This is a genomic window from Streptomyces sp. NPDC048389 (assembly GCF_040706335.1).
In the GTDB taxonomy this organism is placed as follows: Bacteria; Actinomycetota; Actinomycetes; order Streptomycetales; family Streptomycetaceae; genus Streptomyces.
On the sequence record NZ_JBEZKP010000010.1, the window covers coordinates 31,738 to 47,015 of the forward strand.

The following is a 15,278-nucleotide window of genomic DNA, read 5'->3' on the forward strand; positions in this document are numbered from 1 at the left end:
GGGCTGACGGGCTGACGGGCCTGACGGGCTGACGGGTCTGACGGGCTTGAGGGGCTTGAGGGGCTTGACGGGCTGACGGGTCTGACGGGCTTGAGGGGCTTGAGGGGCTTGACGGGCTGACGGGTCTGACAGGTCTGACGGGCTTGACGGTCTGCCCGGTCGGCTGCCCGCCCGACCGCTCCCCCGGCGAATTTCCCGGCCCCTTTGACTAGGCTGACGGTATGACGAGCGAACTCCCTGAGATGCGTGCCTCCGATGCCGAACGGGAGCGGGTCGCCGAACGGCTGCGCGACGCCGTCGCCGAGGGCAGGCTCGACATGGACGAGTTCGATCAGCGCCTGGACGCGGCGTACCGGGCGCGCACACACGGTGATCTCGCGCCGCTGGTACGGGACCTGCCGGCACCGGCCGGTCCCGGTGCCGCCGTCGCTCCGGCCTCCGGGTCGGCGCCGGACCGCGGCTCCTGGTCAGGTCGGGTGGGCGACCCGGCGACGTCGAAGTTCGCGTTCTCGTTCTGGGGCGGCTTCATGCGCCGGGGGAGCTGGACGGTCGGCCGGAGGTTCACCGCGTTCACGTTGATGGGCGGCGGCGAGCTCGACCTGCGTGACGCCCACTTCGAGGACCCGGTGTCCGTGATCGACTGCGTCGCGATCATGGGCGGCATCCAGGTCACCGTGCCGCCCGGCCTGAACGTCGAGGTCAAGGGCATCGGCCTGATGGGCGGCTTCGACGAAAGCGGCCGCGTCGAGGCCGACCCGGACCCGGCGGCGCCCCGCGTGATCGTCAGGGGCCTGGCGCTGATGGGCGGGGTCGGTGTGGAGCGCAAGCTCACGAGGGCGGAGAAGCAGCGACTGAAGGCGGAGCGGGAGCGCGAGCGGAAGCTCGCGAAGGGCAACGACCGCAAGGAACTGGGCGACACGTAGCGCCTGCGGCGGGCTTGCTCCCGCCCCGCGCTACAGCACTCCCGTGTCCACCGCGCTCCCCATCCGCGCATACCCCGCATCGCTCGGATGCAGATGGTCCCCCGAGTCGTACACCGGCTTCATCCGCCCCGGCGCGTACGGATCCCGCAACGCCGCGTCGAAGTCGACGACCGCGTCGAAGATGCCTCCCGAGCGGATGGCCGTATTGATCTTCAGGCGTTCCGCCTGCGCGTCCGCCGTGCACCGCGGATGCCCGCCGCACGGCGTCAGGGTGGAGCCGAACACGCGCCAGCCCCGCGCGTGCGCGCGGTCGGTGAGTTCGGTCAGGCCCGCGATCACGTTCTCCGCCGTGGGCGCGTGGGGTGCGCGCAGCACGTCGTTGATGCCGATGGCGACGATCACGGTCCGGGCCCCGGAGCGGGTCAGGACGTCGCGGTCGAAGCGCTCCAGCGTGCTGGGGCCGTGCCCGTACTCGAGCAGCCGGTTGCCGCTGATGCCCTGATTGAGCACCCCGTAGCGGCCGCCGAGCCGGTCGGCGAGCACGTCGGGCCACCGCTGGTTGGAGCCGGGGGTCGAGCCGTCCCCGTCGGTGATCGAGTCGCCGACGGCGACGATCGCGCCACGCGCCTGCGAGGTGAGTACGTCGACGGCCGTGATGTGGTGCCAGAAGGTCGTCCGGCCCTCGTAAGCGGTGCCCGTCTCGTCCTGCGTGGCGTCGCCGTTCGCGACGTACGACGTCTGGAGGGCGTCCGGATGGATGGTGGCCGGCCCGCCGGGCCCAGGAGTGTGGACGGAGATCAGCAGGTCGTCGTCGTACGGGATACGCAGGACGACCGCGTCGCTGACGATTCGCCCGCCGGGGGCGACGGTCACCCGGTACGCCCCACCGAAGGTGATCCGGCGCAGGCTGCCCTCGACGGCGGCCGGGCCGGCGCCCGCCCGTACGGCGAGGGACGCGCCGGTGATGCGCAGCGGCTCGGTGCCGAACAGGTTCGAGAACGTGACGCGGGCGGCGGTGCCACCGATGCTGGTGTGCACCACGTTCCGTACGGAACGGCCGTCGCGGCCACTGGGGGCGCCGACCGCGGAGTCGGACGGGGCGGCGTCGACGGGGCTCGCGGACCAGGTGCCGATCCACTTGGGCACGGCGGCCGGGGGAGTGCGGACCTCGGGCTTCTTCTTGGCGGCGCCGACACCGAGGTAGATTCCCCCGCATATGAGGGCGACCGTGGCCATGAGGGCCGCGAGGCTCACATACCCCTGACGCTTATTCATGGACACATCATCCCGCACGGCCCGGGAACTCGATGTGCCCCCCAGGAGTACCTGATGTAGGGACGAACGGCAGGGGCGTCACGGATGGGCGCGGTCGTGGACGGGTGGAGCGGATGGAACGAAGAGAACCGGGCAAGCCGGGCGGTGGCGACCGGGCCGCCGGCACCGGTGGCGGCGGGACCGCCGGTACGGGTGGGGACCGGTCCGCCGGTACGGGTGGGGACCGGGCTGTGAACACCGGCGGGGACCGGGCCGCCACCGCCGGCATCACCGTCGGCGGCAGGAGCACCCGGCCCGCTGCCTCGACAGTGCTGCCGTCGTTCGCGTACACCGAGGCCGACGAGGAGAAGCGCCGCGGCGTACGGCGGATGAAGACGACCGCGACCGGGCTGCTGCTGCTCGTCGCGCTCGTCTTCGTCCTCGCCACCTGGGCCGAGAACGCGGGCCTGGGCGGCTGGACCGGTTACGTGGCGGCCGCCGCGGAGGCCGGCATGGTCGGCGCGCTCGCCGACTGGTTCGCCGTCACCGCCCTCTTCCGCCACCCCCTCGGCATCCCCATCCCGCACACCGCGATCATCCCGAACAAGAAGGACCAGCTCGGCGCCTCCCTCGGCTCGTTCGTCGGCGAGAACTTCCTCTCCTCCGACGTCGTACGGGTCCGGTTGCGCGCCGTCGGCATCGGCAGCCGACTGGGCACCTGGCTGGCGGAGCCCGCCCATGCCGACCGGGTCACCGCCGAGCTGTCGACCGCCCTGCGCGGCGCGCTGACCGTCCTGCGCGACTCCGACGTCCAGGCGGTCGTCGGCGAGGCGATCACCCGCCGCGCGGAGTCCGCCGAGATCGCGCCGGGCATCGGCAAGACGCTCCAGAAGGTCGTCGCGGACGGCGCCCACCACCGCGCCGTCGACCTGATCTGCACCCGTGCGCACGACTGGCTGGTCCTGCACTCCGACTCCGTGATGGACGCCGTCGAAGGCGGGGCCCCCGGCTGGACCCCGCGCTTCGTGGACCGGAAGATCGGCGACCGGGTCTACCGGGAGCTGCTGCGCTTCATCACCGAGATGCGCGACATGCCGGGCCACCCGGCGCGCGGGGCGATCGACCGCTTCCTCGGAGACTTCGCCGCCGACCTCCAGTCCGACACGGACACCCGCGCCCGGGTGGAGCGCATGAAGTCGGAGCTGCTGTCGCGCTCCGAGGTGCAGGACGTGATCGCGTCGGCCTGGGCCTCCGTACGCGCAATGATCATCTCGGCGGCCGAGGACGACCGCAGCGAGCTGCGCCTGCGGGCCCGCGCCTCGCTGCTCTCCCTCGGGACACGCCTTGCGACGGACAGCCGTCTCCAGGCGAAGGTGGACGGCTGGGTGGAGGACGCGGCGGTGTACGTGGTCACGACGTACCGCGGCGAGATCACCTCGCTCATCTCGGACACCGTCGCGAGCTGGGACGCGGAGCACACGTCCCGCAAGATCGAGGCACACATCGGCCGAGACCTGCAGTTCATCCGGATCAACGGCACGGTGGTCGGCGCACTGGCCGGCCTGGTCATCCACACCGTCGCGCATGCGCTGGGCGCGTGAGGGAGCCGGCCGGCCCCGGAGCGTGCGCTGGGCGCGCGACCGGTCCCTGCCTGACGGTCACGCGCCCAGCGCCTCTATGGGGAGGTACCGATGTATACGCACCGGGCGCCGGAAGTGTTCAGCCCGGTCCGAGGGGATCCGCCGGTCGTGACCCCGGCGCGGGCGCTCAGTGGCCGCGCCGGGTGACCGTCCACGAGGCCAGCGCCACGCCGGCGGCCACCGTGAACACCGCCGGCCACGCGCCGACCTTCTTGGCGAGCGGATGCGACCCGGCGAATGCGGCGACGTACGCGGCGCTCAGCCCGGCCGCCGCCCCGGGCCCGGCCTCCTGATGCCACTGCCGGGCGGCCACGGCACCGGCTGCGGCGAGGGCGACCCCGCCGAGGGGACGCTGCCTGGTCCATCGGGCCACCCCGTACCCGCCGACGAGTCCGCCTGCCGCCACCGCCGCTGCGGGAACCCTGGCCATTGCTGCCGCCTTTCGCAATTCTGTCGCTGTCGCTGCCACCGGCACCGTTCGTCCCGAGCGTAGGACGTGGACCGGCGCCTCCGTCGCCAACGAGTCCTCGTCCTTGTCCTCGTCCTTGTCCTCGTGTCAGTGGAAGAGCTGGCCGCGGACCGCGCCGTCCGGGAACTCCTCGGTGTGGATGTTGGAGTAGAAGGCCCACGGGTTCTCGCGGATCTCCTTCACCACTCCGGCGTGCTGGTCGTTCAGCCGTCCCGAGACCGCGAACAGACCCTCGGGCACCGGCTTGTCGAAGAAGCCCAACACCACGTCGCCGTTCTTGCCGAAGCCGCCCTTGTGGATGTGGGCCGCGCTGGGGGCCTTGATGTCGACCCAGGCGAGTGAGAAGTCGACCGTCCTGCCCTTGGGGTGCAGGAACGTCACCGCCTTGCCGTCCCGGTCGTTGACCTTCGTCGCGTCGTTGTTCGCGACCTCCTGCGCGCCGTTGGCGAGGGCCCGCAGCTTGCCGCCCTTGATGATGTGCAGCGGGTTGATGTTCTTGTGCAGCAGCTTCAGCTGCCCGCGCACGGCTCCGCCGGGGAACTCCTCGCTGTGCAGGTTCATGTAGAACCCGGACGGGTGCCCGACGATGCTCTTCGCGAGCGCGGCGTCGGTGAAGGTGGTGTGTCCGGCGGCCGAGTGCAGCGAGTCGGGCATCGGGGTACCGAACAGCGGCACCTTGACATCGCCGTTCTGCCCCGCCGCGCCCTGGTGGATGTGGCCCTGGCTCGGGACGAACCCCTCCCACTGCATCGCGAAGACGATGCGGTCGCCTTTCACCTGCATCAGCGCCACCGCCTTCCCGTCGGGGTCGTTCACGGCTGCGCCGGTCGCGTCGGGCACCTCGTGTGCGCCGGTCATGACGACGGCGAAGGTGACGGCCTTCCCGTGGCCGGGTTTGGTGAACACGGCGGCGGGCTGTGCGGTGGTACTTCGCCCCCCTCCGTGGCTGTCGTGCGCGACGGCTGGGACGACGCCGGTCACGGCCAGCGCGAGCGCGGCGGCCGACACGGCGAGAGTGCGCTTGTGCATTGCGGATGAACCTCTCATTGGGGGCCGACCCGGTCCGGTCGGTCGCGGTCTTGTACGCGACGCCCGCGCGGGCCGTTCAACCGGGAAACCGCTGAATGCCATTGAACGGAGGCACAGTTGACGTCGTACCACCCGCCGTACGCACCACTGCCGCGGGCACCGTAGCGGTACGCGTCACCGCCGTACCACCGCGCCCGTGTGCACCACCGCCGTACCACCGCGCCCGTGTGCACCACGGCCGTACCACCGCGCCCGTGTGCACGACACCCGTACCCACTGCCCGCCACGCACCGGAAGCCGAAGGACACACACCATGCGCAGCACCCGGAAAAGTGCCCGGACCAAGGCCCTGATCGCAGCCCCGCTGACCGCGCTGGTGCTGCTGGCCGCGACCGCGTGCGACGACTCCGGCGGGTCCGGCTCGTCGTACGGCGCCGGTGCCGCCGGAGAGTCGGCGGACCGGCAGGCGCCGGCCGAGCCGCCGGCGGACGCGCCCGCCGAGGCATCCCCGCCCAACGGTGAGGAGCCCGCCACGGGCGGCGACCAGCCGCCGAAGCAGGCGCCCGCCCCCTCCGTATCCGTACGGACGGCCGAGTCGGAACTCGGCACGATCCTCGTCGACGACCAGGGTCGCACGCTGTACGGCTTCACCAAGGACAAGCCCGGTCAGGCCAACTGCGACGCCGACTGCATCGCGGTCTGGCCCGCGCTGATCTCGGCCAAGGACGTGACGGCGGAGGGCGGTGCCGACGCGTCACTCCTCAAGGAGGTCAAGCTCGGCGCAGGTGCCGAGCAGGCGGTCTACGGCGACTGGCCGCTCTACTACTACGTGGGCGACGTGACGGCCGGGGACGTCAACGGCCAGGGCCTGGACGGAGAATGGTTCGTGATCGCGACCGACGGCAAGCTGATCAAGTCCGAGGCGTGATCGGTTCCGCGGCCGACCGGGCCCGGCACCCGGCCGGTGGCCGGCTCGGTCACTCGCAGCCGACGCCGTCCCCGTCGCGGTCCAGGTGCCGCCCGTACCCGGGGTCCCCGGCGCGGACGGGTGCGGCTCCGGCGGCCCGCGCGGCGTCGCAGTTGGCGTACGAGACGGCGGGCTCGGGCTTCGGCTCGGGCTGACAACGGCCCTGCCCTGCCTCGGTCGGCCGGCGCCGGCGCCAGGCCGTCGGCGTGTCCCTGATATTCCTGTTGGCGGTCAGGAGGGTGCCGAGAGCTTGAAGGCAGCCCGGTCAGACCTTCCCCGCAAGCCCTCCCAACTGGACCAGCGCATGCGTGCCGCTCGTGCGCCAGGACCGGCCGCTCGCCTCCAACTCGGCCAGAGCGGCGGGCTCAAGGCCGGTGATGACATCCGACTTGAGGGTGCGCAGCGCCGCCACCGGCCCCGGGAAGTACGCGGTCCGCTCCGCGAACGGCGTGGTCGGCTCCCACAGACGGTCGCCGACGAGACGCCGGTAGTTCAGATCGCCCTTCAGGATCGTCACCGCGGCCCCGGCGAACTCGGCCCGCAGTCTGTCGGGCATCGCGTCGTACGGGAACGGCGCGCAGAAGAATTCGTGCGCTCGGACTTCGAGCCGCCCGTCGGTCATCGCGTGCCACAGGCGTCGCCCGATCTGCGCGGCGTAACCGGCCTCGGGCGCTCGGGTGAGCCGGCGCAGGCTGTCGATGACGTCCGACATGGTCGCGTCGGAGACGTAGTACGGGTGCGGTTTCACATGAAGCACCACTTCCGTGGCCCGCCCCGAGTGCAGCAGGTGGTCGATGAGTACGAGGTCGGGGATCAGTTCCCGCCCGGCGTTGTCCGCGACGAGGTGAACGCTGCCGGCCGGGCCACCGGTCGGCAGCAGGGCCCAGAGCGCCGCGCTGTCGTCGGCGACGAGCCGCGAGCCGGCCCTTGCACCCGCCGACTCGTGGGCGCCGCCGGAGTCGAGCCGGAAGCCGAGGTCGGCGCGGTTGCCCCACAGGGACGCGCTCAGCAGCGCGGGCCCCTGGACGTCGGCGGGCCGTCCGGCCAGGTCGTCGAGGGCGGCGAGCTCGTCGTCGACGGTCGCGCTGCGCAGTTCGGCGGCCTTGAACGGCCCGAAGATGTCGATCCCCTGCCACGGACCGGCATCGAAGTGACCGAGGTCGCCGAGCAGTCGGCGGTAGAAGTAGCTCTCGGACCACAGGAACGGCACATCGAACCACGACCGTCCGAAGTGCTCGTGCCCCCACGCCCCCCACCGGTCGCGGTCGTGCGCGTCCGTGGCGAGCGGCTCGATCACACCTTCGGTGGCCTCGGCGAGCAGCGCGTCGAGGGCGGCGTGCTGCGCGGGGCCCCAGGGGAACGCTTCGCGGACCTGCTCGACAAGCGCCGGATGACGCTTGGCCAGCACCCCCCAGGCGAAGGAGCCTGGTTCGTTGCTCAGGATCACGGGCGCGTCGTCGGCGCTTGCGGGCATGGCGTCACGTACTCCTCGCTCGGCACTACCTCGGCCGCGACCTCTGCGCCGCCGCCGGCCCGACCCATCATGACGACCGGGCGGCCCGCCGCCATGCTCGCCATGTCTGCGGCGATCAGAGGACGCCCCGCGAGCAGGACGACGGCCGGGGGCACCGCCTGGCCGAGGGAGCCGCGATACAGCTTGGGGTCGGAGACGAAGAGCACGATGCCGCCGCCGATCGCGAAGAACGACGTGTGGACGATCAGGGGCGCGCCCGACCGTTTCGTGCCCGAGGTGCAGGGCGACGAACCCGGCGATCAGGCCCAGCGCGAAAAACAGGTTGCAGAAGCCACGCCGAACCGCCACAGGCGGATTTCGGGCGCGTCGGTGGTGCTGCCGGCGAGAAACTCACGAACCTGCGGCCGCCCGTAGAGGAAGCGCTCCAGCGGCTACACGGCGACGTGGACCGCCGCGGCGATCAGCGCGAAGACCTGGCTGACGCCATTCATGCGGTTCATGGTCGAGGGCGCTTCCGCCGCCGGGAAGCCGACACTCCAGGGGCTCACCCGTCGGTGGCTGCGGGGTGCCCGGCAGTCCGGATCCGGATGCGGCCGGTCACGCCGGGCAGAGGTCCGGCGTCGGGACCGTGCGCCTGCGCGGGCCACGTCCCGGGGGCGTCGCCCGTCAGGCCGGGGAATGTCCCATGACCGCTCGGGCCGCGTCGAGGAACGTCAGCCGGTTGTCCTCCAGGTAGTCCCGTACGCTCTCGCCGTCGGGCAGGCCCTCCCACACGGTCCGGTTCAGGTCGAGAAAGTACGCCCGGGCCGCGTCGTGCACCGGCAGCGGAAACTGCACGCGAATGAGCCGCTCCGCGACCCACAGTCTGTTCATCACGTCCTGGGTCTTGAGGTACCAGGCGTGGGTCTCGTCCCACTCGGCAGGCCGGCTGAAAGCGGCCCGTTCCGCCTCGGCCCCCACCTCGATGAACCGCTCCAGCAGTGCCAGCCGTTCCGCGGGACGCGTCTCGGACAGCGCGACCTGCCCTCGATGCTGCTCGGCCCGCTCCGCTGACCGCTGCGTACTGTGCTGAACGAGAAACGACAGCACGCCGCCGAGGACGACGCCGCCCAACGATATGAGTGACACCCACACCTGACCTGACACGGCGAACATCGTGCCACGCGGCCCCGCTGTCCCAGCAAGCGGTTATACGGTCACCGGAACGTTCAGGCGCGTGTGGTCAACGGCAGTGCACGTTCGTACAGTTCGCGCGCGTGCCTGTTCCTCGTGTGGGGCCGGATCGCGGACATCATGGCCCGGTACCGGTCGTCGCAGCGGCCGGACTGCACATGCGCGTAGTCGTCGAGCATCCGGTGCCAGCCGCCGCACGCTTCCTCCAGCCGGCCGAGCCGCAGCTTGCGCTCGGCGAGCGTTGCTTCACGAAGGACGCGAATGCGCCGGTACACGGGGGCCCGCAGCCGGTTCGACTCTTCCAGTGACTCCACGGACCCGGTGATGTCGCCGAGTTCGTAACGGACCTGCCCTATGTGGTAGTTCAGGGCGGCCGGGTCGTACGAACGGAATGTTGTGACGCGCGACTCGGCACGGTCCATCGCGGCCTCGGCCTCATGCATCCGCCGCAGCGCGACGGCTCGATCGCCGGTGCGAGCGGCGGCGTGAGCCTGCTGGCCTGCGAGGAAGGCCAGCATGCGGGGACCGGCCTGCGGGGACGCGGTGGCAGCGGCGTCGGCCAGGTCGAGTGCCTTGGTGCCGTGTCCCAGGTCCACGGCCTGAACGCTCATGCCGCGGAGAGTCGTGCAGTACGTGAGATGGTCGTCCGCTCCGCCGGCCAGTTCCAGAGCCTTTGTGTAGTAGCGCTGCGCGAGCCCGTCGGATCGCTCGTCCATAGCCATGTAGCCGGTGAGATAGCAGTGGTCGGCGGCGGCCGAAAGCATCGCCTTGCGAACGAGTTCAGGACCGTCCGCCTTGAGATACGGAGCGATGGTGTTGACGAGGAACGCCGCCGCCAGGGGACGAGCGTGCCGCCCCCCGAACATGTCGTCGATCTCGCTGATCCGCTCGGACATGGCGACGACGGCGTCGACCTCGCCCTGACCGATGCGCAGATGCGGATTGCGTCGATGAGCTTCGAAGCGGCCCACGAGATCGGTGAATCCCGGGATCAGTGCCGCGACGGAGTAGAGGCCGGCGCTGCCGAGTACCGCTCTGCGGGATGGGTCCATGTCCACGCTCCCCAGTTCGATCAGTCCTGTCACCGTGTCCGGGTCCGGGTCAGGTAACGCGAAGTCCCCAGCGGCGGTGAACCCGAGACCCTTCGCCGACACCGGCCGCGACAGCCGTCGGGAGAACGCCTCCGCGACGGCGGGCTGCACCCGCCTGCGGGGGACGGTCCCGGTCAGCCAGTGGCACACGGCGGAGTCGTCGTATCGCAGGAACAGGCCCAGTTCCGCCCCCGTCCTGTTGATCGCTCGGGCGACCTCGCCGTTCGTCCAACGGGCCTCGCGGATGAGGGCGGCGAGGGCACGGTTCGGTGTGCGGACGCTCATGCAGTGGCCTTCCCCGAAATTCAGGACTTTCAACTCGCCGCCGAACATGGGCCATACCCACCCGCTGTGCCGGTCGGTTCACTGAACGTTAGCGCGCCCGGTCGTCGGGCGGCACGTGGCGGAGCGAGTCGGAGCGGCTGATGGACGTGAACGCATGCCGAAGCGAAGTGCGCAGGAAGAAGTGGGAGTTGCCGTTCCTGGCCGAGGCCCGGGAACTCGCCGCGCTGCGCCGCATCATGGGGCTGCACCTGCGGCAGTGGGGGTTGCCGCACCTCACCGACGCGGCCCGAATCTGTGTCACGGAAATGGTGTCCAACGTCATCCGTCATGTCGGAGACATGACGCCCACCACGCTGGCGGTCTCGATGAACGGCACCTACCTACGCATCGACGTCCAGGATCCGGACGCCCGGGCGCTGCCCACCCTCCTCTCGGCGCACGCCGACGACGAGGTCGGCCGTGGCATGGCGCTCATCGACGCCACGGCCGACCGCTGGGGCGTCATCCTCCGCGCGGACAGCAAGGTCACCTGGTGCGAACTGGCCACCGGCCTCACAGCGCCCGACGGCCACGTCGGCGACCCGGGTGTCACCCGCGCCGAGGCGCTGATCGGCCTCTACAGCTCGGTCCGCCACCGCCACCGCCACCGCCACGCGGAACCGGATGCCAGCCGTTTGAGCGTCGCCACAGCCCAGGAGTCGGCGATCGACGTGATCACCGACCTCCTCCTCTGGCTCCGCGCCCACGGCTGCGACCCCGATGAGGCGCTGGACCGGGCGCAGTTGCACTTCGAGGAGGAGGCTGCGTGCTGACCGGACTGGAGTGTGCTTCGAAGGGCGAGGTCAGTGCCGGGCCCACCCTTCCCCCGAACGTGGATCGGGAGGGAGCGGTGGCGCGGATGGTGAAACCCGCAGACGAGAGGGACGAATCGTGCAAGGCTGCCGATCGGGCCGGCGATGCGGTGCAGGGGAGTGGCTACGCAGGTGAGCCCGGCCCGCTCAGAGATTGGTGGCGCCCCGCGGTGGAGAACGCTCGTGAAAGTGTTTGTTCCCGTTGGAGGGCGCGTATGGACGGTCAGGCCGATGGGAGGCCGGATGACCTCCCGAACCTCCCCTCGTCCTCCGTCGTGGCGACGGCGGTAGACTGCCCCGTGCCAGCCCCCGATCGCGTTTTCGCCCTGCAGCCGAGAGAGCACGTGTCCGAAATCAACATTGTGGATCTGTTCGCCGGTCCTGGTGGGCTCGACATCGCCGCGGTCAAACTGGGCCTCTCGGTGACCGGTATCGAGAAGGACGCGAATGCCTGCGCCACACGTGCTGCGAACGGGTTGATCACTCGGCAGGGCGACGTCCGCGAGTATGCCCCGAGCCAGTTCTCTGGGGGCACACGGGTTCTCACCGGGGGGCCGCCGTGCCAGACGTACACCGTGGCCGGTGCCGGTGCGGGGCGTCACGCTCTCGACGACGTGCTGCGCTGCGTGGACCTCATGGCCGGCGGGAAGAAGCTCTCACTGTCGGAGCTGAACGAGCTCGGGGACGAGCGGACGGGGCTCGTGCTGGAGCCTCTGAAGTGGGCGCTGCAGGCCCTGGAAGACGGGGACCCGTACACAGCAATCGTCCTGGAGCAGGTGCCTGCGGTGCTCCCCGTGTGGCAGGCATACAGAGAGGTTCTCTCGGACATCGGCTACGACGTGAAGTGCGGAGTCCTCCACGCCGAGCAGTACGGAGTCCCGCAGACGCGTAGGCGCGCCATTCTCGTCGCCCGACACCATCGGAAGGTCGAACTTCCGGCCCCCACGCACCGGTCCTACCGCAAGGGGGGCCCGCGTGACGAGGGTGACCCCGGCCTGAAACCCTGGGTGTGCATGAGCGACGTCCTCACGGAACGTGATACGCCCTATGTCGTGGTCTCGAACTACGGGAGCGGCGGAGACCCCAAGGCGCGAGGCCGCAGGCGCCATGACCAGCCGGCAGCAACGGTGACGGGCAAGGTGTCCCGCAATCGTGTACTGGGTCCGGGTGATCGCGAGGGCCGATTCACCAACGAGGAGGCGGGGATGTTGCAGACGTTCCCTGCCGACTTCAAGTGGTCCGGCAGCAATGTGGCCCAGCAAATCGGCAACGCCATCCCGCCCGTTCTGGCGGCCCACGTTCTGAGTGCGGCACTCGAGCTCGGTCAGGAGACGCTCGCCAAGGCAGTGAGCGAGCTGTCGGGCGGCACAATCACCGTCTGAGCCCAGGGGATCGTTTCCGGCGACCCCCTGGAGCCCTCCACTGGACGGCGTGTTTTCAGTCGCGAAGCGAGGCCGCGATCGCTCGTCCCATGGCCGCCGCGAGAGGTGGCGGCATGGCGTGTCCGATCTGGCGGTATCTGGAGGTCTTACCTCCTTGAAAGTGCCAGTCGGCTGGGATGGCCTGAATCATGGCAGCCTGTTCCACGGTCAGCTTGGGGATGCCGTCCGCCGGGAACTCGGCGTCGGGCGGACTGTCGCCCAGGCTGTTGCCGTTCACGCCGAGCGCCGCCCATGCCCTCTTGCTTCCCGTGGGGCCGAGATCGGCCCCACCTCTGCGGTCGGAACCGCCCACAAGCGCGGGCGCGACGCGATCGGCGCCGTTGGCCCACAATGCGGCTCCGTGCCAGCCGTGGCCTGCCATGGAGGGCCCCAGGGTCTCTCCGACTGTCGGAGGCCGCACCGTGTCCGGCTCGGGCCACGAGAAGCGGGAGAACCAGGGCTCCTGCATGGCGACCAGGAATCCACTGCTGCGGTTCTGGGGTACGCCGAAGTCCGCTGCATTGAGGACCTGCCATGCAGATCGATAGCCGGCAGTTGCGAGCTCGCGCTCGATCCAGGAACGGTCGGCCTCGAATTCCTGACTCCGGACGAGGTCCGGAACGTTCTCGAGGAGCAGGGCGCGGGGCCTGACGGTGCAGGTCAGGGCTATCGCGGCCCGCAGCACGCCGCGCTCCGACGTGTCCTCGTCGCGGCCGGCCGTAGCCGAGGACTTCACACGGGGCAGGCCTCCGCTCAGGAGGTCGACCCCATGGATCTCCGGGCGCTCGGTGGGGTCGAAATCTTCGATGTCGATGTTCACCACGTCCCAGTCCGGCCGGTTGAGGTCGATCGTGAAGCAGGCGTCAGCCTTGCTGTCGATGAGCAGTACGGGGTCGAACCCCGCCTGCTCGAGCCCGAGAGCCTGCGCTCCGGCGCCGGCACAGATCTCCACGGACCGGAATCGCCGGGGAATCAAATCAGCCGCAGCCACCGGTCGCTCCGCCACCGACGTCGGCACCAGAGCCTCGGCGGCGGGGCTCCTCATACCGCTGCCTTGCCCGGGCTGTGACTGGCACCCGGCTGCGGGCTGCGAGAGGATACGTTGCGCATCGACGGATTCCTGGGCGACTGCGCGCAGTTCGTCGTCCAGCGCGTGCTCCTCGACACCGTCGAAGAGCACGAAGGGGGCGAGCCGCAGTAGGCGCTTGAGGAAATCGCGCAGGGTGTCGCGCTCATTGAGGCCCGTCAGGTCGAGGTCGTGCCAGACGCGGAGGATGGCTCGAACCAGGTGAGGGCTGCCGCCGAGAGCGGCTCGGCGTGCGTAGATCTGGTCGAATGCGGCTTCACCCAGGATCCTGAGAGCGCCGTAGGGCTCCGGACCGTCGGAGGAACGCACGAGCTGCGCCCGCCACCACAGGCGGCCGAAGACGTGTCGGGTGAGGTCGGTACCCAGTACACGGTCCTTCGGCGGTTGGGGGTAACGCCAGAAGGCCACATCCGGGAGCAGGACGAGGGAGAGGAAGGCCCACACGTCCCGCGAGGCGGCCTCGGCCGGCACCATGCCCATCTCGCCGTGCAGCAGTGCGGCGAGCTCGAGATCGAACTCCGCATTGCGTGCTCGGTCGGAGTCGTCGGGAAAGCCTGCCCGGCGCGCCAGTGTCAGGACACCTTCACGCAGCTCCTGAAGCCGACCGGCGGACACACGGTCTCCACCGGTCGCCACGTACACCGCGGACTCGTGGGCCACGTCCACTCGACCCGTGAGTGCGGCGACCGGCAGCTCCCTGTACTCGGCGAAGAGCGGGGCCGCCTGCGCGGCGAGCAAGCGGGGATAGAGGAAGCTCATCAGGAAACCTCGAAGATCTTGACAGCCGCCTGCAGATCCGAGGCGAACAGAGCGGTGGACCGTCGTCGACGCAGCCGGACGTCCGTGATGGACTGCTCAGGGAAGAGCTGGTCGAACAGACTCAGGAGCGTGGCGCCCAGCGAGCCGTCGGGGAAGTCGGCGTCTTCGGTGAAGTCATCGGAGCCGAGGGCATGTTCCACCAAGACGCGAGCGGCATCCGCGTACACGGCGGAGAGCACGATGCGGTCCACCACTCGCGGCTTGCCCGCGTTCCGGAACGCCGTGGCGGTGACAGTGTTCCGCTCGTTGACGAGCAGCAGCAGCGCGCCCATCGTTGCGCTCTCCAAGCCCCCGCTGATCTGCAGGTGCCAGGCTGCGTTGTCGGGGAAGGACGTTCTGCCGAAGTCGATCACTGCCATGGGGAACTGAGGTGCGTCGCCCTGGAGGCGCAGTGACTCGCGATCGCTCCAGAGCACCGAGCCGGCCCGCCGGGGGGACGAGGGCCGAGCGTCGGGCCGACGTTCGGCGAGAACCAGAGCCGTGTCGAGGAGGAGCAGACCGCCCAGATCAGCCCCTGGCAGCTTCACGTCCAAGGTCACCGTGTCCTTGCCGCCCCCGGTCAGGCGTACGTGTTGGGCTGGTCCGCTGAGGTTGGACCCGGTGGCCGTCCACACGGCGGAGAGCATCAACGCCGCGCCAAGGGGGACGCCGGATTGCGAACGTGCGCTGTCCAGGTCGACTCGGACGGTTCTGCGGAGGTGCAGGTCCATGCGGTAGTCCCAGTCCGGTAGTGCTTCGGGCAGGGGAAGTTCGCCGTCCTCGGTCACCAGAGACCAGATTTCAGCATTGACCACG

Annotated in this window: 15 protein-coding genes and 1 pseudogene; 6 read left to right on the plus strand and 10 right to left on the minus strand. The window is 70.3% G+C overall.

Annotated elements, in window-relative coordinates:
- The first annotated feature begins 221 nt into the window (after positions 1–221).
- The gene (locus AB0903_RS10215; protein WP_366700974.1) at positions 222–923 is read left to right on the plus strand and encodes a DUF1707 domain-containing protein; all 702 of its coding nucleotides are present in this window, start codon (positions 222–224) and stop codon (positions 921–923) included.
- 30 nt (positions 924–953) lie between these two features.
- On the opposite strand, the gene AB0903_RS10220 is transcribed toward AB0903_RS10215, so the two are convergent.
- Positions 954–2,198, minus strand: coding sequence for an SGNH/GDSL hydrolase family protein (locus AB0903_RS10220; RefSeq protein ID WP_366700976.1), 1,245 nt, complete (start codon positions 2,196–2,198; stop codon positions 954–956).
- A gap of 113 nt (positions 2,199–2,311) precedes the next feature.
- Here AB0903_RS10220 and AB0903_RS10225 point away from each other — a divergent pair, with 113 nt between their 5' ends.
- Positions 2,312–3,778: a DUF445 domain-containing protein gene (locus AB0903_RS10225; protein ID WP_366700978.1), complete on the plus strand. Its 1,467-nt coding sequence runs from the start codon at positions 2,312–2,314 to the stop codon at positions 3,776–3,778.
- 166 nt (positions 3,779–3,944) lie between these two features.
- Here the strand turns inward: AB0903_RS10225 and AB0903_RS10230 are convergent, their stop codons facing one another.
- Positions 3,945–4,247 carry a hypothetical protein gene (locus tag AB0903_RS10230; protein ID WP_366700980.1) on the minus strand — a complete coding sequence of 101 codons (303 nt, stop codon included), beginning with the start codon at positions 4,245–4,247 and terminating at the stop codon, positions 3,945–3,947.
- Between the two features lie 126 nt (positions 4,248–4,373).
- Complete coding sequence (locus AB0903_RS10235) at positions 4,374–5,315, minus strand: CHRD domain-containing protein (protein WP_366700982.1); 942 nt, start codon at positions 5,313–5,315, stop codon at positions 4,374–4,376.
- A 313-nt stretch (positions 5,316–5,628) separates the two neighbouring features.
- Between AB0903_RS10235 and AB0903_RS10240 the strand changes: the two genes are divergently transcribed.
- Positions 5,629–6,243, plus strand: a complete 615-nt coding sequence (locus AB0903_RS10240) for a hypothetical protein (RefSeq protein WP_366700984.1) — start codon at positions 5,629–5,631, stop codon at positions 6,241–6,243.
- Positions 6,244–6,292: 49 nt separating this feature from the next.
- Here the strand turns inward: AB0903_RS10240 and AB0903_RS10245 are convergent.
- The 3 genes and pseudogenes from AB0903_RS10245 to AB0903_RS10255 form a co-directional block, all read right to left on the minus strand.
- Positions 6,293–6,409: pseudogene (locus AB0903_RS10245) on the minus strand (excalibur calcium-binding domain-containing protein); the annotation flags it as partial.
- A gap of 138 nt (positions 6,410–6,547) precedes the next feature.
- Positions 6,548–7,756 (minus strand): damage-control phosphatase ARMT1 family protein, encoded by a 1,209-nt coding sequence (locus AB0903_RS10250; RefSeq protein WP_366700986.1) that lies wholly within the window; start codon positions 7,754–7,756, stop codon positions 6,548–6,550.
- A complete protein-coding gene (locus AB0903_RS10255) occupies positions 7,726–7,962 on the minus strand; it encodes a hypothetical protein (protein WP_366700988.1) in 237 nt (78 codons plus the stop codon). The genes AB0903_RS10250 and AB0903_RS10255 overlap by 31 nt, the downstream gene beginning before the upstream one ends.
- Before the next feature lies 1 nt (position 7,963).
- On the opposite strand from AB0903_RS10255, the gene AB0903_RS10260 reads away from it, so the two are divergent.
- The gene (locus AB0903_RS10260) at positions 7,964–8,170 is read left to right on the plus strand and encodes a hypothetical protein (RefSeq protein ID WP_366700990.1); all 207 of its coding nucleotides are present in this window, start codon (positions 7,964–7,966) and stop codon (positions 8,168–8,170) included.
- Between the two features lie 252 nt (positions 8,171–8,422).
- Here the strand turns inward: AB0903_RS10260 and AB0903_RS10265 are convergent, their stop codons facing one another.
- A complete protein-coding gene (locus AB0903_RS10265; protein WP_366700992.1) occupies positions 8,423–8,911 on the minus strand; it encodes a hypothetical protein in 489 nt (162 codons plus the stop codon).
- Between the two features lie 53 nt (positions 8,912–8,964).
- Positions 8,965–10,305, minus strand: coding sequence for a tetratricopeptide repeat protein (locus AB0903_RS10270; RefSeq protein WP_366700994.1), 1,341 nt, complete (start codon positions 10,303–10,305; stop codon positions 8,965–8,967).
- Between the two features lie 140 nt (positions 10,306–10,445).
- Here AB0903_RS10270 and AB0903_RS10275 point away from each other — a divergent pair, with 140 nt between their 5' ends.
- Both AB0903_RS10275 and AB0903_RS10280 read left to right on the plus strand, forming a co-directional pair.
- Positions 10,446–11,117 carry an ATP-binding protein gene (locus AB0903_RS10275; protein ID WP_366700996.1) on the plus strand — a complete coding sequence of 224 codons (672 nt, stop codon included), beginning with the start codon at positions 10,446–10,448 and terminating at the stop codon, positions 11,115–11,117.
- Positions 11,118–11,500: 383 nt separating this feature from the next.
- Positions 11,501–12,538: a DNA cytosine methyltransferase gene (locus tag AB0903_RS10280; protein WP_366700998.1), complete on the plus strand. Its 1,038-nt coding sequence runs from the start codon at positions 11,501–11,503 to the stop codon at positions 12,536–12,538.
- A gap of 55 nt (positions 12,539–12,593) precedes the next feature.
- Here the strand turns inward: AB0903_RS10280 and AB0903_RS10285 are convergent, their stop codons facing one another.
- On the minus strand, positions 12,594–14,423 hold the full coding sequence (locus AB0903_RS10285) for a DUF6339 family protein (RefSeq protein ID WP_366701000.1): 1,830 nt from the start codon (positions 14,421–14,423) through the stop codon (positions 12,594–12,596).
- The gene (locus AB0903_RS10290; RefSeq protein ID WP_366701002.1) at positions 14,423–15,277 is read right to left on the minus strand and encodes a hypothetical protein; all 855 of its coding nucleotides are present in this window, start codon (positions 15,275–15,277) and stop codon (positions 14,423–14,425) included. Before AB0903_RS10290 ends, AB0903_RS10285 begins: the two co-directional genes overlap by 1 nt.
- Between the last annotated feature and the right edge of the window lies 1 nt (position 15,278).

What these genes read in the sequence shown, in the direction of transcription:
- AB0903_RS10270 (WP_366700994.1), bottom strand. Translation starts at nt 10,305, where the DNA reads ATGAGCGTCCGCACACCGAACCGTGCCCTCGCCGCCCTCATCCGCGAG.
- AB0903_RS10220 (WP_366700976.1), bottom strand. Translation starts at nt 2,198, where the DNA reads ATGAATAAGCGTCAGGGGTATGTGAGCCTCGCGGCCCTCATGGCCACG.
- AB0903_RS10235 (WP_366700982.1), bottom strand. Translation starts at nt 5,315, where the DNA reads ATGCACAAGCGCACTCTCGCCGTGTCGGCCGCCGCGCTCGCGCTGGCC.
- AB0903_RS10285 (WP_366701000.1), bottom strand. Translation starts at nt 14,423, where the DNA reads ATGAGCTTCCTCTATCCCCGCTTGCTCGCCGCGCAGGCGGCCCCGCTC.
- AB0903_RS10215 (WP_366700974.1), top strand. Translation starts at nt 222, where the DNA reads ATGACGAGCGAACTCCCTGAGATGCGTGCCTCCGATGCCGAACGGGAG.
- AB0903_RS10240 (WP_366700984.1), top strand. Translation starts at nt 5,629, where the DNA reads ATGCGCAGCACCCGGAAAAGTGCCCGGACCAAGGCCCTGATCGCAGCC.
- AB0903_RS10230 (WP_366700980.1), bottom strand. Translation starts at nt 4,247, where the DNA reads ATGGCCAGGGTTCCCGCAGCGGCGGTGGCGGCAGGCGGACTCGTCGGC.
- AB0903_RS10265 (WP_366700992.1), bottom strand. Translation starts at nt 8,911, where the DNA reads ATGTTCGCCGTGTCAGGTCAGGTGTGGGTGTCACTCATATCGTTGGGC.
- AB0903_RS10260 (WP_366700990.1), top strand. Translation starts at nt 7,964, where the DNA reads ATGCCGCCGCCGATCGCGAAGAACGACGTGTGGACGATCAGGGGCGCG.
- AB0903_RS10275 (WP_366700996.1), top strand. Translation starts at nt 10,446, where the DNA reads ATGGACGTGAACGCATGCCGAAGCGAAGTGCGCAGGAAGAAGTGGGAG.
- AB0903_RS10225 (WP_366700978.1), top strand. Translation starts at nt 2,312, where the DNA reads ATGGAACGAAGAGAACCGGGCAAGCCGGGCGGTGGCGACCGGGCCGCC.
- AB0903_RS10250 (WP_366700986.1), bottom strand. Translation starts at nt 7,756, where the DNA reads ATGCCCGCAAGCGCCGACGACGCGCCCGTGATCCTGAGCAACGAACCA.